Source organism: Ensifer sp. EB106-05-01-XG146 (assembly GCF_058791875.1).
The window spans coordinates 1145018-1160180 of record NZ_JBYTDX010000001.1 but is presented as its reverse complement, the minus strand read 5'-3'; the positions used below and the strand labels follow the sequence as shown (position 1 = coordinate 1160180).

Below are 15163 nucleotides of genomic sequence, written 5' to 3'. Positions count from 1 at the left end.
TCATGGCCCGCCTGCCCTCGCTCCCGAAACGCTACCATTCGGCCTCGCTCTGGGGGCTCTACGGCTTTGGCCTACTGCCCGCCGCCTATGCATTCTATCTCGGCGCTACGGGCCAACTGCCCGGAAACCCGGTCAAGGAATTCGAACACCTGCTCGGCCTCTGGGCGCTGCGTTTCCTCGTCGCGACATTGGCGATCTCGCCGATTCGCGACCTATTCGGCATCAACTGGCTGCGCTATCGGCGGGCCCTGGGTTTGCTGGCGTTCTACTATGTGCTGATGCACTTCCTCGCCTACATGCTGCTCGATCAGCGGCTAAACTTTCCGAGCATACTGGCCGACATCGCCCGCCGCCCCTTCATCACCATCGGCATGGCCGCACTCGTCATGCTGATCCCGCTGGCGCTCACCTCCAACAACTGGTCGATCCGCAGGCTTGGTACGCGGTGGAACACGCTTCACCGCCTGGCCTATGTGATCGCCGCCGCCGGCGCCGTGCATTTTTCGATGTCGGTGAAGGTCATCGGCGCCGAACAGCTGCTTTATCTCGGGCTCGTCGCCGTACTGCTTGTCTGGCGGCTGGTGCGCAAGCCGTATCTGCGGCGCAAGCGACAGGCGGCCAATGCGCCGGTCAGAACCGCCGCCGGAAGCGCCTGAGGCCATCTTCGCCTCGCCAGGACATCGACCCTCGATCGCATTTCGACGAAACGGTGACAGAACGAGCACACCGTCAAACGCACGCTAAGCAACAGCCCCAAAAGAAAAAGCGGCCGGGTGACGAACACCCGGCCGCTTCAATTTTCTGCCTTCGATCGGCTTAGGCTGCTTCAGCAGCTTCGGCTTCTGCAGCAACGCGGGCGAGATCCTTCGCGCCCTTTGCCGAGACGTCGCGGTCAACGAATTCGATGACGGCGAGCGCGGCGTTGTCGCCGTGACGGAAGCCAGCCTTCATGATGCGCAGGTAGCCGCCGTTGCGGGTGGCGTAGCGCGATGCGATCGTGTCGAACAGCTTGGCAACGACAGCGGCGTCGCGGATCTGCGAGATCGCCTGGCGGCGAGCGTGCAGGTCACCGCGCTTGCCGAGCGTGACGAGCTTCTCGACGATCGGGCGGATTTCCTTGGCCTTCGGCAGGGTCGTAACGATCTGCTCGTGTTCGATCAGCGAAGCTGCCATGTTGGCAAACATCGCCTTGCGGTGGCTGGCGGTTCTATTCAGCTTGCGGCCGGCTTTACCGTGGCGCATGGCTATTCTCCTTCACTTGCAGGCATTCGCCCGCAGTCTAATGGTTAGTATTGGTCTTCGTAACGCTTGGCGAGATCTTCGATGTTCTCGGGCGGCCAGGACGGCACTTCCATGCCGAGGTGCAGGCCCATGGAAGCGAGAACTTCCTTGATTTCGTTCAGCGACTTGCGACCAAAATTCGGCGTGCGGAGCATTTCTGCTTCGGTCTTCTGAATGAGGTCGCCGATGTAGACGATGTTGTCGTTCTTCAGGCAGTTGGCCGAACGGACCGAAAGTTCCAGTTCGTCGACCTTCTTGAGAAGCGCCGGGTTGAAGGCGAGTTCGGTAACTGCCTCTTCCTCTGCTTCCTTCTGCGGCTCGTCGAAGTTGACGAACACCGACAGCTGGTCCTGAAGGATGCGGGCCGCAAATGCGATCGCATCTTCACCGGTGACGGAACCGTCCGTCTCGATCGACATCGTCAGCTTGTCATAGTCAAGAACCTGGCCTTCGCGGGTGTTTTCCACCTTGTAGGACACTTTCTTGACCGGCGAGTACAGGCTGTCGACCGGGATCAGGCCGATCGGAGCATCTTCCGAACGGTTGCGATCAGCCGGCACGTAACCCTTGCCGTTGTTGACGGTGAACTCCATGCGGATCTCAGCGCCCTCGTCGAGGGTGCAGATCACATGGTTCGGGTTGAGGATTTCGATATCGCCAACCGTCTGGATGTCACCGGCGGTTACAACGCCCGGACCCTGCTTGCGCACGACCATGCGCTTTGCGTCGTCGCCATCCATCTTGATGGCGATTTCCTTGATGTTGAGCACGATGTCCGTCACATCTTCCCGGACGCCCGGGATAGAGGAGAACTCGTGCAGGACGCCGTCGATCTGCACTGCGGTGACAGCAGCACCGCGCAGCGACGACAGCAGCACGCGGCGAAGCGCGTTGCCGAGCGTCAGACCGAAGCCGCGTTCAAGCGGTTCCGCAACCAACGTTGCCTTGGTGCGGCCGGAGGAGACGAACTCCACCTTGTTCGGCTTGATCAGTTCCTGCCAATTCTTCTGGATCATGTTTTCTGCCTTCCGTTCGTTGCCACCATCCAATCGTGGCAACCGAGCCCCGAAGACCGGGAGCGCGCGTCTGCGCCCTCACCGGCATGTTGAATGCATATGATCAGACGCGGCGCTTCTTGCGCGGGCGGCAGCCGTTGTGCGGGATCGGGGTCACATCGCGGATCGAGGTGATCATGAAGCCCGCAGCCTGCAGCGCGCGAAGTGCGGATTCACGGCCGGAACCCGGACCGCAAACTTCGACTTCCAGCGACTTCATGCCGTGTTCCTGAGCCTTCTTGGCGCAGTCTTCAGCGGCGATCTGTGCGGCAAACGGGGTCGACTTACGCGAACCCTTGAAACCCTTGGCACCGGCAGACGACCAGGCAATCGCGTTGCCCTGTGCGTCGGTGATGGTGATCATGGTGTTGTTGAACGACGAATTGACGTGCGCGACGCCAGACGTGATGTTCTTGCGTTCGCGACGGCGAACGCGGGTGGCTTCCTTGGCCATAGGATCCCTTTCTTAGATCTCTGCACCGCCGTAATTCCAGCGGCTCCACCGGGAAAAGGATTTGACGTCCCCTGCCCTGCATCTTCATTTCCCGCAGGACGAGATATCGTCCGGCGAACATATCGCCCGGCCGGATCGGCCGAACAAAGGTCAGGCAAACGCCCTTCCAAACTGCAAAAGGAGGCCGGCGCTTGACACCAGCCTCCCAATCTCCCTTTTCGGGAAATTACTTCTTCTTACCGGCAATCGCCTTCGCCGGACCCTTGCGGGTGCGGGCGTTGGTGTGGGTGCGTTGACCGCGAACCGGCAGGCCACGACGGTGACGCAGGCCGCGGTAGCAGCCGAGGTCCATCAGGCGCTTGATGTTCATCGAGGTCTCGCGACGCAGGTCACCTTCGACCTGGTAGTCGCGGTCGATCGTTTCGCGGATCTGCAGGACTTCAGCGTCCGTCAGCTGATGCACGCGACGATCAGCCGGAATACCGACCTTCTCGATGATTTCCTGTGCGAATTTCGGGCCGATCCCGTGAATGTAGGTCAGCGCAATAACTACGCGCTTTGCCGTCGGGATGTTGACGCCAGCGATACGTGCCACGTCTATTCTCCTTGCGTTCCAGTTGCCATCCGGCAATAGGTGCTTCGTTACGCGACCTCGAAGAGCCGCACGTTGATTGAGGTTCGAGACACGTCAAAAACGACCGTACCCGGACTTCATTTTCTTTGAAGACCGCGCCGACCGCTCTCATGTCGCGAGTTGGCGCTGTCTTTGGCGGAATCGGCCGGAAAAGTCAACTCCCCGGCAGTTCCTTTTCGGCAAAGACCAGTGTCTAAGCCAGAATCTTCTCGATCTCGGCGGTGACGGTGTTCACTTCCGCCATGCCATCAACCGTTCTGAGCTGCCCCGTTCCGGCGTAGTGCTCCGAGAGCGGCGCCGTCTTTTCACGGTACTCGGTCAGCCGGCGCTTGAAGGCTTCCGGATTGTCGTCCGAACGGACGGTTCCGCCGGCTGCGATGGTTTCCGCTACGCGATTCTCCATCCGCTTTACAAGGGCTGCCTCGTCGACCTTGAGCTCGATTACGGCATCGAGCTTCAGACCCTTGCCCTCGAGCATCTTGCCGAGCGCAATCGCCTGCGGAACCGTGCGCGGGTAACCGTCAAGGATGAACCCCTTCGCGCAGTCCGGCTGGTCGATGCGATCCGACACGATTTCGTTGACGATCTCATCGGATACCAGCTGACCGGCATCCATGACCGCCTTCGCACGCTTGCCGACCTCGGTCGCCTGGGCGACGGCCGCCCGCAGCATATCTCCTGTGGAAAGCTGCGGAATGCCGTATCTCTCCGTCAGAAGCTTGGCCTGTGTCCCCTTGCCAGCGCCCGGCGGTCCCAAAAAAATCAGTCTCATCGTCCCCTCTTTCCTCCGCGCAGCTTCGACTTCTTGATCAGCCCCTCATATTGCTGTGCGATGAGGTGGCCCTGGATCTGTGCTACCGTATCAAGGGTGACGCTGACAACAATCAAAAGCGACGTACCACCAAGGTAGAACGGCACGCCGGTCTGAGCGATCAGAACTTCCGGCAGAATGCAGACGAAGATCAGATAGGCCGCACCGATCACGGTGATGCGCGTCAGGACATAATCGATATATTCCGCGGTACGCTCGCCCGGACGAATGCCCGGAATGAAGCCGCCGTGCTTCTTCAGATTGTCAGCCGTATCCTTCGGATTGAACACGATCGCGGTGTAGAAGAAGGCGAAGAACGCGATCATCGCACCGTAAAGCACCATGTAGAGCGGCTTGCCGTGCGCAAGTGCGCCAACCACGGTGGTCGCCCAACCCGGCAGCGTCGCCGTATTGGCAAAGCCTGCGAGCGTTGCCGGCAGAAGCAGCAGCGACGAGGCGAAGATCGCCGGGATGACGCCCGCGGTGTTGAGCTTCAGCGGCAGGTGCGAGGTGTCGCCCTGGAACATGCGGTTGCCGACCTGGCGCTTCGGATACTGGATCAGAAGCCGCCGCTGCGCACGTTCGACGAACACGATGAGCGCGATGACGCCGACGACCATGACGATGATCGCGAGGATCAGCGGGGTGGACAGAGCGCCGGTGCGGCCGAGTTCGAGCGTGCCAGCGAGAGCCGTCGGCAGATGTGCGACGATACCGGCGAAAATGATCAGCGAGATGCCGTTGCCGATGCCGCGCGAGGTGATCTGTTCACCGAGCCACATCAGGAACATGGTGCCGCCAAGCAGAGAAATGACGGTCGAAACACGGAAGAACCAACCCGGATCGTTGACGAGGCCGTTGCCGCTCTCGAGACCGACGGCGATGGCGTAAGCCTGCGCCGTGCCGAGAAGCACCGTGCCGTAACGGGTGTACTGGTTGATGATCTTGCGGCCCTGCTCGCCTTCCTTTTTCAGCTGTTCCAGTGCCGGAACGACAGAGGTCATCAGCTGAACGATAATCGAAGCAGAGATATAGGGCATGATGCCGAGCGCGAAGATCGCCATGCGCTCAACTGCACCGCCCGAAAACATGTTGAAGAGGCCGAGGATACCGCCGCTCTGGCCGCGGAATGCCTGGGCAAACGCTTCCGGGTTAAGACCGGGCAGCGGGATATAGGTGCCAAGACGGTAAACCAGAAGCGCACCAAGCGTGAACCAGAGCCGTTTCTTCAGATCTTCCGCCTTGGCGAAAGTCGAGAAATTCAGGTTCGAGGCGAGCTGTTCCGCTGCAGAAGCCATGCAATTCTCCGCGTACCAAATCTCGGAATCAGCGGGAACACCCGGTCCGTTCCGGAAGGACTAACTTTTCGTCTTGAAAACCGGACGCGAGGCGATTGTGTCTGCAATCGGATGCCTCACCGTGGTTTCCGCTATGTCCGCCGCGGCGAGCGATTCGCGCTTGCGGACGTGAGGCTCACATATGGGAGCAAAACCGCCCGGAGTGAAGCACCCCGGGCGGTTCATCAATAATATTATTCAGCAGCCGCAGCGAGCAGCTTGATCGAGCCGCCAGCCTTTTCGATCTTCTCGATCGCCGACTTGGAAGCACCGGCAACTTCGAGCGAAACCTTCGCCTTCAGTTCGCCGTCGGCCAGAACGCGGACGCCGTCCTTTTCGCGACGGATGACGCCGGCAGCCTTGAGGGCAGCTGCGTCAACGGTCTTGGAAGCATCGAGCTTCTTGGCGTCGATTGCCGTCTGGATACGGCCGAGCGACACGACAACAAACTCCGAAGCGAAGATGTTGTTGAAGCCGCGCTTCGGCAGACGACGGTAGATCGGCATCTGGCCGCCTTCGAAGCCGTTGATGGCGACGCCCGAACGAGCCTTCTGACCCTTCACACCGCGACCGGCGGTCTTGCCGGAGCCCGAGCCGATACCACGGCCAAGACGCTTACGGCTGTGGGTCGAGCCTTCGTTGTCCTTGATTTCATTCAGTTTCATGAGCTTATCCCCCTCACTTCTCGTCGACGACGCGAACGAGGTGCTGGACGGTCCGGATCATGCCACGGACAGACGGAGTGTCTTCCAGCGTGCGAACCCGGTGCATCTTGTTGAGGCCCAGGCCGATCAGCGTCTGACGCTGTACGGCCGGACGGCGAATGGGGCTACCGATCTGCTCGACGGTAACGGTCTTCGCTGCGACTTCTTTCTTAGCCATCTGTCAGCTCCCTTATTCTTCGGAAGCAGCGCCGGAGGAAACACGACGAGCCTGGAGCGTGGCGTACTTCATGCCGCGCTGAGCTGCGATGTCCTTCGGGTGCATCTGGTTCTTGAGGGCGTCGAACGTTGCGCGAACCATGTTGTAGGGGTTCGACGAACCGGTCGACTTGGCAACGACGTCATGAACGCCGAGCGTTTCGAAGACGGCGCGCATCGGGCCACCAGCGATGATACCGGTACCGGCCTTGGCCGAACGCAGCAGCACCTTGCCGGCGCCATGACGACCGTGAACGTCGTGATGCAGGGTACGACCACCACGCAGCGGGACGAAAATCAGGTCGCGCTTTGCGGCTTCGGTTGCCTTGCGGATGGCTTCCGGCACTTCGCGTGCCTTGCCATGACCGAAGCCAACGCGGCCCTTCTGGTCGCCAACGACGACGAGAGCGGCGAAACCGAAACGACGACCGCCCTTCACCACCTTGGCGACGCGGTTAATTGCTACGAGCTTATCGACAAATTCGCTGTCGCGCTCTTCGCGGTTCTGGCGATCTTCGCGAGAACCCTTTCTTTCCTGTGCCATTGTCCTTTTCCTTTTTCTTTTCCGGGTGCAATCGGCAGATTGACAAAAGTCGCCCCCGTCCGATGGATCGGATGCGACCGGAAACCTATGAGAGTGCCAGGCAGGCGCAACGCCCGCCTGGCGACCGATCAGAAGTTCAGACCACCTTCACGGGCAGCATCGGCCAAAGCCTTGATGCGGCCGTGATAGATGAAGGCGCCACGATCAAAGACAACGTCCTTGACGCCAGCCTTAGCGGCACGCTCAGCGATGAGCTTGCCGACGGCAGCAGCAGCTGCCGTGTCAGCGCCCGTCTTCAACGACGAACGCAGATCGGTATCGAGCGTGGAGGCAGACGCAAGCGTCTTGCCGGCCACGTCGTCGATAACCTGTACGTAGATGTTCTTCGACGAGCGATGAACCGACAGGCGCGGACGGCCATTGGCGACCGCCTTGATTTGACGGCGCACGCGGTTGGCGCGACGCACAAGAGTATCTTTCCTGCTAGCCATTTCGCGTGATCCTTACTTCTTCTTGCCTTCTTTGCGGACAATCCGCTCTTCGGCATACTTGACGCCCTTGCCCTTGTAGGGCTCGGGGCCGCGGTATTCGCGGATTTCCGCGGCAACCTGGCCGACCTGCTGCTTGTTGATGCCGGACACGATGATTTCGGTCGGCTTCGGAACAGCAATCGTGATGCCTTCCGGGGTCTGGTAGACGACGTCGTGGCTGAAGCCGAGCGCCAGCTGCAGGTTCTTGCCCTGCAGCGACGCACGATAACCAACGCCGTTGATTTCGAGCTTGCGCTCGTAACCGTCCTTGACGCCCTTGAAGATGTTCTCGATCATCGTGCGGGACATGCCCCACTTCGAACGAGCATCCTTGCTCTGGCTGAGCGGCTGTACAACAACCGCATTTTCTTCGAGCTTTACCGATACTTCGTCGTTTGCAACAAAGAACAGTTCGCCCTTCGGGCCCTTCGCCGTTACCTTCTGGCCATCAACGCTTGCCGTGACGCCTGCCGGAACCTGAACGGGCTTCTTACCGATACGAGACATTTTTATACCTGTCTGTTCGCTATGGAGAACTTGCTACCGTCTTCGATTAGAAGACGGAGCAAAGGATCTCGCCACCAACATTCTGTTCGCGTGCCTGATGATCGGCCATCACGCCCTTCGGGGTCGAAAGGATGGTGATGCCGAGGCCGTTCGCGACCTGCGGAATGGACTTAACCGAGACATAAACTCGGCGGCCCGGCTTGGAGACGCGTCCGATCTCACGGATCACGGAAGCGCCTTCGTAGTACTTCAGTTCGATGTTCAGCTCGGCCTTGCCGTTGCCGAATACGACTTCGGAGTAACCACGGATGTAGCCTTCAGCCTGAAGAACATCCAGAACACGTGCACGGAGCTTCGAAGCCGGCGTGGAAACGCTCGACTTGCGGCGAGCCGCGCCGTTACGGATACGGGTGAGCATATCGCCCAGCGGATCAGTCATTGCCATGTGCCCGTCTCCTTACCAGCTCGACTTGACAATACCCGGCACCTTGCCGAGGTTGCCCAGTTCGCGAAGCGCAATACGCGACATACGAAGTTTACGATAGAAGGCGCGCGGACGGCCGGTAACTTCGCAACGGTTGCGGATGCGGGTCTTGGATCCATCGCGCGGCAGGCCTGCCAGCTTGATGGTTGCCTTGAACCGCTCTTCAATCGGCAGAGACTGGTTCATGATGGTCGCCTTCAGAGCGGCACGCTTTGCAGCCTGCGAGGCAACCAGTTTGCGGCGGCGCTTGTTCTTTTCAACTGCGCTCGTTTTCGCCATTACAGTTATCCTTCTTTACGCTTGTCGTTACGGATTACTGACGGAACGGGAAGTTGAACTCTGTGAGCAGAGCGCGAGCTTCGTCGTCGTTAGTAGCCGTCGTGCAAACGATGATGTCCATGCCCCACATCTGATCAACCTTGTCGTAGTTGATCTCAGGGAACACAATGTGTTCCTTGACGCCCATGGCGAAGTTGCCACGTCCGTCAAAGGACTTCGGATTGAGGCCACGGAAGTCGCGAACGCGCGGAAGCGCGATGTTCACGAGGCGATCCAGGAACTCAAACATCCGAACGCCGCGCAGGGTAACCTTGGCACCGATCGGCATACCTTCGCGAAGCTTGAAGCCTGCGATGGAGTTGCGAGCGCGGGTGATTACCGGCTTCTGACCAGCAATCGCTGCGAGGTCGGCTGCAGCAACGGTCGGCTTCTTGGAGTCGCCCGTCGATTCGCCAACGCCCATATTGATGACGATCTTGTCGAGGCGCGGGATCTGCATTTCGTTGGCGTAGGAGAACTTCTCCTGCATAGCCGCACGAATACGCTCGACATATTCCTTCTTGAGCCGCGGCTCGTAAGCGGACTTAGCCATCGATCACTACTCCCGAACGCTTGGCCACGCGGACCTTCTTGTCGCCATCGATCTTGAAACCGACGCGGGTCGGCTTGCCGTCCTTCGGATCGGCAATCGCGATGTTCGAAAGATGGATCGAGGCTTCCTTGTTGATGATGCCGGCTTCCTGGCTCTGGGTCTGGCGCTGGTGACGCTTCACCATGTTTACGCCACGCACGACAGCCCGGTCTTCCTTCGGCATTACCTGTACGACTTCGCCGGTACGACCCTTGTCCTTACCGGTGAGAACGACGACTTTGTCGCCTTTGCGAATCTTTTGCATCTCTCAACGCTCCCTTAGAGTACTTCTGGAGCCAGCGAGATGATCTTCATGTGGTTCTTGGCGCGAAGTTCGCGCGGAACCGGTCCGAAGATACGGGTGCCGATCGGCTCTTTCTTGTTATCGATAAGAACGGCTGCGTTGGTGTCAAAGCGGATGACAGAGCCATCCGGACGGCGGATGTCCTTCGCAGTGCGAACGACAACAGCCTTCATGACATCACCCTTCTTTACGCGGCCGCGCGGAATGGCTTCCTTGATCGAAACGACAATGATGTCGCCGACCGACGCATACTTGCGCTTGGAGCCGCCCAGCACCTTGATGCACATGACACGACGTGCGCCGGAATTATCCGCCACGTCGAGGTTTGTTTGCATCTGAATCATGTCAGGTCGCCTTCTTGTTGTTACCAGGCCGGTTGGGTCGAAACCCCCTCGCCCGGCTTATAGTGCTCATCTCAAAGCAAAAGAACGCCCGGAATCGAGCGTTCCCCTGCTTCAATTGCGTGCTTCATACAGGTATTTTCCCAAGACGCAAGGGTCTTGGCGTCAAAACCTGCTGAAATCAAGCGTGGGCGGCGACTACCGTCCAGCGCTTATCCTTCGAGATCGGCGCACATTCCTCGATGGAAACGACGTCACCAACCTTGTACTGGTTGTTTTCGTCATGCGCCTTGTACTTCTTGGAGCGACGGACGGTCTTCTGGAGGATCGGATGCGCAAAGCGGCGCTCGACCCGTACGACGACGGTCTTGTCGTTCTTGTCGCTGACAACAGTGCCCTGCAGAATGCGTTTCGGCATATTTTCTGGTCCTTAGGCCTTGGCTTCTGCCGCCTTCTGGCGGGCAATGGTTTTGACGCGTGCGATGTCCTTGCGGACTTCGTTGATACGCGAAGACTTCTCGAGCTGGCCGGTTGCCTTCTGGAAGCGCAGGTTGAACTGCTCCTTCTTCAGCTTGGCGAGCTCTTCGTTGAGTTGATCGGCGCTCAGGGCGCGAACATCTACGGCTTTCATGAGTTCACTCCTTACTCTGCGATACGCTGCACGAAGCGCGTCTTGACAGAGAGCTTGGCAGCGCCAAGACGAAGTGCCTCACGGGCAAGTTCTTCGCTGACACCATCGATCTCAAACATCATTCGGCCGGGCTTGACCTTGCATGCCCAGTATTCGACCGAACCCTTACCCTTACCCATGCGGACTTCCGTCGGCTTGGCGGTGACCGGAACGTCAGGGAACACACGGATCCAGACGCGGCCGGCGCGCTTCATGTGACGCGTGATCGCGCGGCGGGCCGCTTCGATCTCGCGTGCATTCACGCGGTTGGGTTCCTGAGCCTTAAGGCCGAATTCGCCGAAAGCGAGATCAGATCCGCCCTTGGCTACGCCCTTGATGCGGCCCTTGAACTGCTTGCGATACTTCGTACGCTTTGGCTGCAACATTTTTTTACTTCTCCGATATTGGCTGCCAAACGCGAATGTTACGCGTTTTCACGACGGCGGTCACGATCGCCACGGTCGCGATCACGGCCTGCCGGGCCCTGGTTGTCACTTTCGATCGCGCGACGCTCCGAAGCCATCGGATCGTGCTCAAGGATTTCGCCCTTGAAGATCCAGACCTTGATGCCGCAGATACCGAAAGCGGTTTCCGCTTCAGCCGTGCCGTAGTCGATGTCCGCACGCAGCGTGTGCAGCGGAACGCGACCTTCGCGGTACCATTCGGTACGAGCGATTTCGGCGCCACCGAGGCGGCCGGCGCAGGTGATCTTGATGCCTTCGGCGCCAAGACGCATGGCCGACTGAACAGCGCGCTTCATCGCACGGCGGAAAGCCACGCGGCGCTCGAGCTGCTGGGCAATCGACTGAGCGACGAGGGTCGCGTCGACTTCCGGCTTGCGCACTTCAACGATGTTGAGGTGCGTTTCGGAGCTGGTCATCTCGGAAAGCTTCTTGCGGAGCTTCTCGATGTCAGCGCCCTTCTTGCCGATGATCAGGCCCGGACGAGCGGAGTGGATCGTGACGCGGCACTTCTTGTGCGGACGCTCGATTACCACCTTGGCGATGCCGGCAGCCTTCAGTTCTTCCATCAGGTAAGCGCGGATCTTCAGGTCTTCGTGAAGAAGCTGGCCGTATTCGGCGTTGTCCGCGAACCAGCGGCTGTCCCAGGTCCGGTTGATACCGAGACGGAAGCCGATCGGATTAATCTTCTGACCCATTATGCGGCCTCCCCTTTGGCTTCCACTTCACGGACGACGATCGTCAAGTGCGAGAACGGCTTTTCGACACGCGATGCACGGCCGCGACCACGAGCGTGGAAGCGCTTCATGACAATCGACTTGCCAACGTAAGCTTCTGCAACGACGAGCGAATCGACGTCGAGATCGTGGTTGTTCTCCGCGTTTGCGATGGCAGATTCAAGGGTCTTCTTGACCGTCTCTGCAATGCGCTTGCGGGAGAATTCCAGTTCGGCCAGAGCGCGATCGACCTTCTTGCCGCGGATCATCGCGGCAACCAGGTTGAGCTTCTGGGGGCTGACGCGGATCGTGCGCGCAACTGCCTGCGCCTCATTATCCTTCAGCCGGCGTTCGGCTTTTGCCTTGCCCATTGTTACTTCCTCTTTGCCTTCTTGTCCGCACCGTGACCGTAGTAGGTCCGGGTCGGAGAGAATTCACCAAACTTGTGGCCGACCATGTCTTCGTTGACGCTGACCGGAACGTGCTTGCTGCCGTTGTAGACGCCGAAGGTGAGACCGACAAACTGCGGAAGGATCGTGGAGCGACGGCTCCAGATCTTGATCACTTCGTTGCGACCGCCTTCGCGGACCTTCTCAGCCTTCTTGAGAAGATAACCGTCAACGAACGGACCTTTCCATACTGAACGAGTCATTCGAGACTTCCTCTCTTACTTCTTCTTCTGGTGGCGCGAGCGCATGATGAACTTGTCGGTCGACTTGTTCGAGCGCGTACGCTTACCCTTCGTGGGCTTGCCCCACGGGGTAACCGGGTGACGACCACCCGAGGTACGGCCTTCACCACCGCCGTGCGGGTGGTCAACCGGGTTCATGACGACACCGCGAACGTGCGGCTTCTTGCCACGCCAACGCGAACGACCAGCCTTACCGTCATTGATGTTGCCGTGGTCGGGGTTCGACACGGCGCCGATCGAGGCGAGGCAGGAACCATGCACCAGGCGCTGTTCACCAGAGTTCAGGCGAAGGATCGCCATGCCCTGGTCGCGGCCAACGAGCTGTGCGTAGGTACCGGCGGAGCGGGCCATCTGGCCGCCCTTGCCCGGCTTCATTTCCACGTTGTGGATGATGGAGCCGACCGGGATGTACTGCAGCGGCATCGTGTTGCCGGGCTTCACGTCAACGGCCTTTTCCGAAGCGATGACCTTGTCGCCAGCAGCAAGGCGCTGCGGAGCGAGGATGTAGGCCTTTTCGCCGTCGGCGTAGTTGACGAGCGCGATGAACGCGGTGCGGTTCGGGTCGTATTCCAGACGCTCGACCGTGCCTTCAACGTCGAACTTGCGACGCTTGAAGTCCACCAGACGATAGGTGCGCTTGTGACCGCCGCCCTGGAAGCGAACGGTGATGCGACCGAGGTTGTTGCGACCGCCCTTGGAGGACAGGCCCTCGGTCAGCGCCTTTACCGGCTTGCCCTTGTAGAGGCCGGACCGGTCAACGATGACCAGCTGGCGCTGGCTCGGGGTCGTCGGATTGAAACTTTTCAATGCCATTTTCTTGTTCCCTTTTGGGTTTTTACCCTAATGGGCCTATCCGTTAGAGACCGGTGGAGACGTCGATGGACTGACCGTCGGCGAGCGTAATGACCGCCTTCTTCACGTCCTTCTGCTTTCCGGCAAAGCCGCGGAAACGCTTCGTCTTGCCCTTGCGGACCAGCGTGTTCACGGCCGTAACCTTGACGCCGAACAGAGCTTCGACTGCAGCCTTGATTTCAGGCTTCGAAGCGTCCTTGGCGACGTTGAAGACGACCTGGTTCTGTTCGGAAACCAGCGTCGACTTTTCAGTGATCGAGGGGGACACGATCACGTCGTAGTGGCGAAGATCCGTCATTTGAACCGCTCCTCCAGAGCTTCCACGGCAGCCTTGGAAAGCACGAGCTTGCCACGGCGCAGAATGTCGTAAACGTTGATGCCCTGAACCGGCAGAACGTCCACGTTCGGGATGTTCTGGGCTGCGAGCTTGAAGTTGTTCTCGATCTCGGCGCCGCCGATGATGAGAGCGTTGGTGAGGCCGAGCGACGCGAATACGCCGGCGAGAGCCTTCGTCTTGGCTTCCTTGGCAACGAGATCGTCGATGACGATGATCTCTTCAGCCTTCAGCTTGGCCGAGAGTGCATGGCGCAGGCCGAGAGCGCGAACCTTCTTCGGCAGGTCATGGGCGTGGCTGCGAACAACCGGGCCATGAGCCTTGCCACCGCCGCGGAACTGCGGAGCACGAGCGGAGTGGTGGCGGGCGCGGCCCGTACCCTTCTGCTTGTACATCTTGGCGCCGGTGCGGGACACTTCAGCGCGGCCCTTGGCCTTGTGCGTGCCCTGCTGCTTCTTGGCGAGCTGCCAGCGAACGACGCGGGCAATGATGTCTTCACGGGGTTCGAGGCCGAAAATGGCGTCAGAAAGTGAAACCTTTCCTGCGTCCTTGCCCTCGAGGGTTTTGACGTTGAGATCCATTATTCGGCTCCCTTACTTCGATGCTTCGGCGCGCACAGCGGCCGGACGCGGAGCGCCTTCCGGGGTGCCCGACTTGATGGCGTCACGAACGACGATCCAGGCACCCTTGGAGCCGGGGACAGCGCCCTTGACCAGGATCAGACCGCGGTCTTCATCGGTCGATACGACTTCGAGGTTCTGAGTGGTGACGCGCGTCTGGCCCATGTGACCAGCCATGCGCTTGCCCTTCCAAACGCGGCCCGGGTCCTGGTTGGAACCGGTAGAACCATGCGAACGGTGCGATACGGAAACGCCGTGCGTTGCACGCAGACCGCCGAAGTTGTGGCGCTTGATGGCGCCGGCAAAGCCCTTACCGATCGTGGTACCGGTGACGTCGACGAGCTGACCGGTGACGAAATGGTTCGCCGTCAGTTCTGCACCGATGTCGATCAGGTTGTCCGCGGAAACGCGGAACTCGACGAGCTTCGCCTTCGGCTCGACGTTGGCAGCAGCAAAGTGGCCGCGCATCGCCTTCGGCGTGTTCTTGACCTTGGAGCGGCCAGCACCGAGCTGGACAGCAACGTAGCCATTCTTTTCTTCCGTACGCTGGGCTACCACCTGGCAGCTTTCCAGCTTCAAAACTGTAACCGGGATATGCTCACCGGCGTCGTTATAGACGCGGGTCATTCCCACTTTCTGTGCAATCACACCTGAACGCATTGGTTCATTCCTCTTGAGAGTTAGTGACGGAGCGAGCCCCCTCACAT

General features: G+C 59.6%; 27 protein-coding genes. 1 reads left to right on the top strand and 26 read right to left on the bottom strand.

Translation table 11 applies throughout. The features are described from left to right. The first annotated feature begins 2 nt into the window (after positions 1–2). On the top strand, positions 3–656 hold the full coding sequence (gene msrQ / locus AC3WVQ_RS05615) for a protein-methionine-sulfoxide reductase heme-binding subunit MsrQ (RefSeq protein ID WP_110819888.1): 654 nt from the start codon (positions 3–5) through the stop codon (positions 654–656). Positions 657–816: 160 nt separating this feature from the next. On the opposite strand, the gene rplQ is transcribed toward msrQ, so the two are convergent. From rplQ to rplC, 26 genes are all read right to left on the bottom strand, one after another. After that, entirely contained in the window at positions 817–1242 is a 426-nt protein-coding gene (rplQ, locus tag AC3WVQ_RS05610; protein WP_034795595.1) for a 50S ribosomal protein L17, read from the bottom strand. 44 nt (positions 1243–1286) lie between these two features. Beyond that, the gene (locus tag AC3WVQ_RS05605) at positions 1287–2297 is read right to left on the bottom strand and encodes a DNA-directed RNA polymerase subunit alpha (RefSeq protein ID WP_034795592.1); all 1011 of its coding nucleotides are present in this window, start codon (positions 2295–2297) and stop codon (positions 1287–1289) included. A 103-nt stretch (positions 2298–2400) separates the two neighbouring features. Next, positions 2401–2790 carry a 30S ribosomal protein S11 gene (gene rpsK, locus AC3WVQ_RS05600; RefSeq protein WP_003536496.1) on the bottom strand — a complete coding sequence of 130 codons (390 nt, stop codon included), beginning with the start codon at positions 2788–2790 and terminating at the stop codon, positions 2401–2403. 226 nt (positions 2791–3016) lie between these two features. Continuing rightward, on the bottom strand, positions 3017–3385 hold the full coding sequence (gene rpsM / locus AC3WVQ_RS05595) for a 30S ribosomal protein S13 (protein WP_034795586.1): 369 nt from the start codon (positions 3383–3385) through the stop codon (positions 3017–3019). Between the two features lie 232 nt (positions 3386–3617). After that, the gene (locus tag AC3WVQ_RS05590) at positions 3618–4196 is read right to left on the bottom strand and encodes an adenylate kinase (RefSeq protein ID WP_034795582.1); all 579 of its coding nucleotides are present in this window, start codon (positions 4194–4196) and stop codon (positions 3618–3620) included. After that, the gene (gene secY / locus AC3WVQ_RS05585) at positions 4193–5533 is read right to left on the bottom strand and encodes a preprotein translocase subunit SecY (protein ID WP_034795578.1); all 1341 of its coding nucleotides are present in this window, start codon (positions 5531–5533) and stop codon (positions 4193–4195) included. Before secY ends, AC3WVQ_RS05590 begins: the two co-directional genes overlap by 4 nt. 233 nt (positions 5534–5766) lie before the next feature. Beyond that, positions 5767–6237 carry a 50S ribosomal protein L15 gene (rplO, locus tag AC3WVQ_RS05580; RefSeq protein WP_034795576.1) on the bottom strand — a complete coding sequence of 157 codons (471 nt, stop codon included), beginning with the start codon at positions 6235–6237 and terminating at the stop codon, positions 5767–5769. Between the two features lie 13 nt (positions 6238–6250). Further along, on the bottom strand, positions 6251–6454 hold the full coding sequence (gene rpmD, locus AC3WVQ_RS05575; RefSeq protein ID WP_043623384.1) for a 50S ribosomal protein L30: 204 nt from the start codon (positions 6452–6454) through the stop codon (positions 6251–6253). A gap of 12 nt (positions 6455–6466) precedes the next feature. Then, the gene (gene rpsE, locus AC3WVQ_RS05570) at positions 6467–7036 is read right to left on the bottom strand and encodes a 30S ribosomal protein S5 (protein ID WP_034795569.1); all 570 of its coding nucleotides are present in this window, start codon (positions 7034–7036) and stop codon (positions 6467–6469) included. A 128-nt stretch (positions 7037–7164) separates the two neighbouring features. Next, positions 7165–7527 (bottom strand): 50S ribosomal protein L18, encoded by a 363-nt coding sequence (rplR, locus tag AC3WVQ_RS05565; RefSeq protein ID WP_034795567.1) that lies wholly within the window; start codon positions 7525–7527, stop codon positions 7165–7167. 12 nt (positions 7528–7539) lie between these two features. Next, on the bottom strand, positions 7540–8073 hold the full coding sequence (gene rplF, locus AC3WVQ_RS05560) for a 50S ribosomal protein L6 (protein ID WP_034795564.1): 534 nt from the start codon (positions 8071–8073) through the stop codon (positions 7540–7542). A 46-nt stretch (positions 8074–8119) separates the two neighbouring features. After that, positions 8120–8518, bottom strand: coding sequence for a 30S ribosomal protein S8 (rpsH, locus tag AC3WVQ_RS05555; RefSeq protein ID WP_025426677.1), 399 nt, complete (start codon positions 8516–8518; stop codon positions 8120–8122). Between the two features lie 12 nt (positions 8519–8530). Then, entirely contained in the window at positions 8531–8836 is a 306-nt protein-coding gene (gene rpsN, locus AC3WVQ_RS05550) for a 30S ribosomal protein S14 (protein WP_034795562.1), read from the bottom strand. Between the two features lie 34 nt (positions 8837–8870). Next, a complete protein-coding gene (gene rplE, locus AC3WVQ_RS05545) occupies positions 8871–9428 on the bottom strand; it encodes a 50S ribosomal protein L5 (protein WP_034795552.1) in 558 nt (185 codons plus the stop codon). Continuing rightward, positions 9421–9732 (bottom strand): 50S ribosomal protein L24, encoded by a 312-nt coding sequence (gene rplX, locus AC3WVQ_RS05540; RefSeq protein WP_025426674.1) that lies wholly within the window; start codon positions 9730–9732, stop codon positions 9421–9423. Before rplX ends, rplE begins: the two co-directional genes overlap by 8 nt. Positions 9733–9746: 14 nt before the next feature. Beyond that, entirely contained in the window at positions 9747–10115 is a 369-nt protein-coding gene (gene rplN, locus AC3WVQ_RS05535; protein WP_034795548.1) for a 50S ribosomal protein L14, read from the bottom strand. 178 nt (positions 10116–10293) lie between these two features. Further along, entirely contained in the window at positions 10294–10530 is a 237-nt protein-coding gene (gene rpsQ, locus AC3WVQ_RS05530; RefSeq protein WP_034795546.1) for a 30S ribosomal protein S17, read from the bottom strand. A 12-nt stretch (positions 10531–10542) separates the two neighbouring features. Beyond that, positions 10543–10743 carry a 50S ribosomal protein L29 gene (gene rpmC / locus AC3WVQ_RS05525; protein ID WP_034795543.1) on the bottom strand — a complete coding sequence of 67 codons (201 nt, stop codon included), beginning with the start codon at positions 10741–10743 and terminating at the stop codon, positions 10543–10545. Positions 10744–10754: 11 nt separating this feature from the next. After that, positions 10755–11168, bottom strand: coding sequence for a 50S ribosomal protein L16 (gene rplP / locus AC3WVQ_RS05520; RefSeq protein WP_011975175.1), 414 nt, complete (start codon positions 11166–11168; stop codon positions 10755–10757). A gap of 38 nt (positions 11169–11206) precedes the next feature. After that, positions 11207–11941: a 30S ribosomal protein S3 gene (rpsC, locus tag AC3WVQ_RS05515; RefSeq protein WP_034795537.1), complete on the bottom strand. Its 735-nt coding sequence runs from the start codon at positions 11939–11941 to the stop codon at positions 11207–11209. Next, on the bottom strand, positions 11941–12330 hold the full coding sequence (rplV, locus tag AC3WVQ_RS05510) for a 50S ribosomal protein L22 (protein WP_034795534.1): 390 nt from the start codon (positions 12328–12330) through the stop codon (positions 11941–11943). Before rplV ends, rpsC begins: the two co-directional genes overlap by 1 nt. Before the next feature lie 2 nt (positions 12331–12332). Then, positions 12333–12611, bottom strand: a complete 279-nt coding sequence (gene rpsS, locus AC3WVQ_RS05505) for a 30S ribosomal protein S19 (RefSeq protein ID WP_018239488.1) — start codon at positions 12609–12611, stop codon at positions 12333–12335. A gap of 15 nt (positions 12612–12626) precedes the next feature. Further along, complete coding sequence (gene rplB, locus AC3WVQ_RS05500; protein ID WP_034795526.1) at positions 12627–13463, bottom strand: 50S ribosomal protein L2; 837 nt, start codon at positions 13461–13463, stop codon at positions 12627–12629. 43 nt (positions 13464–13506) lie between these two features. Then, positions 13507–13800, bottom strand: a complete 294-nt coding sequence (locus AC3WVQ_RS05495; RefSeq protein ID WP_034795524.1) for a 50S ribosomal protein L23 — start codon at positions 13798–13800, stop codon at positions 13507–13509. Next, positions 13797–14417 carry a 50S ribosomal protein L4 gene (gene rplD / locus AC3WVQ_RS05490; protein WP_034795521.1) on the bottom strand — a complete coding sequence of 207 codons (621 nt, stop codon included), beginning with the start codon at positions 14415–14417 and terminating at the stop codon, positions 13797–13799. The genes AC3WVQ_RS05495 and rplD overlap by 4 nt, the downstream gene beginning before the upstream one ends. A gap of 12 nt (positions 14418–14429) precedes the next feature. Continuing rightward, a complete protein-coding gene (gene rplC, locus AC3WVQ_RS05485) occupies positions 14430–15116 on the bottom strand; it encodes a 50S ribosomal protein L3 (protein ID WP_090302246.1) in 687 nt (228 codons plus the stop codon). Positions 15117–15163: the final 47 nt, after the last annotated feature.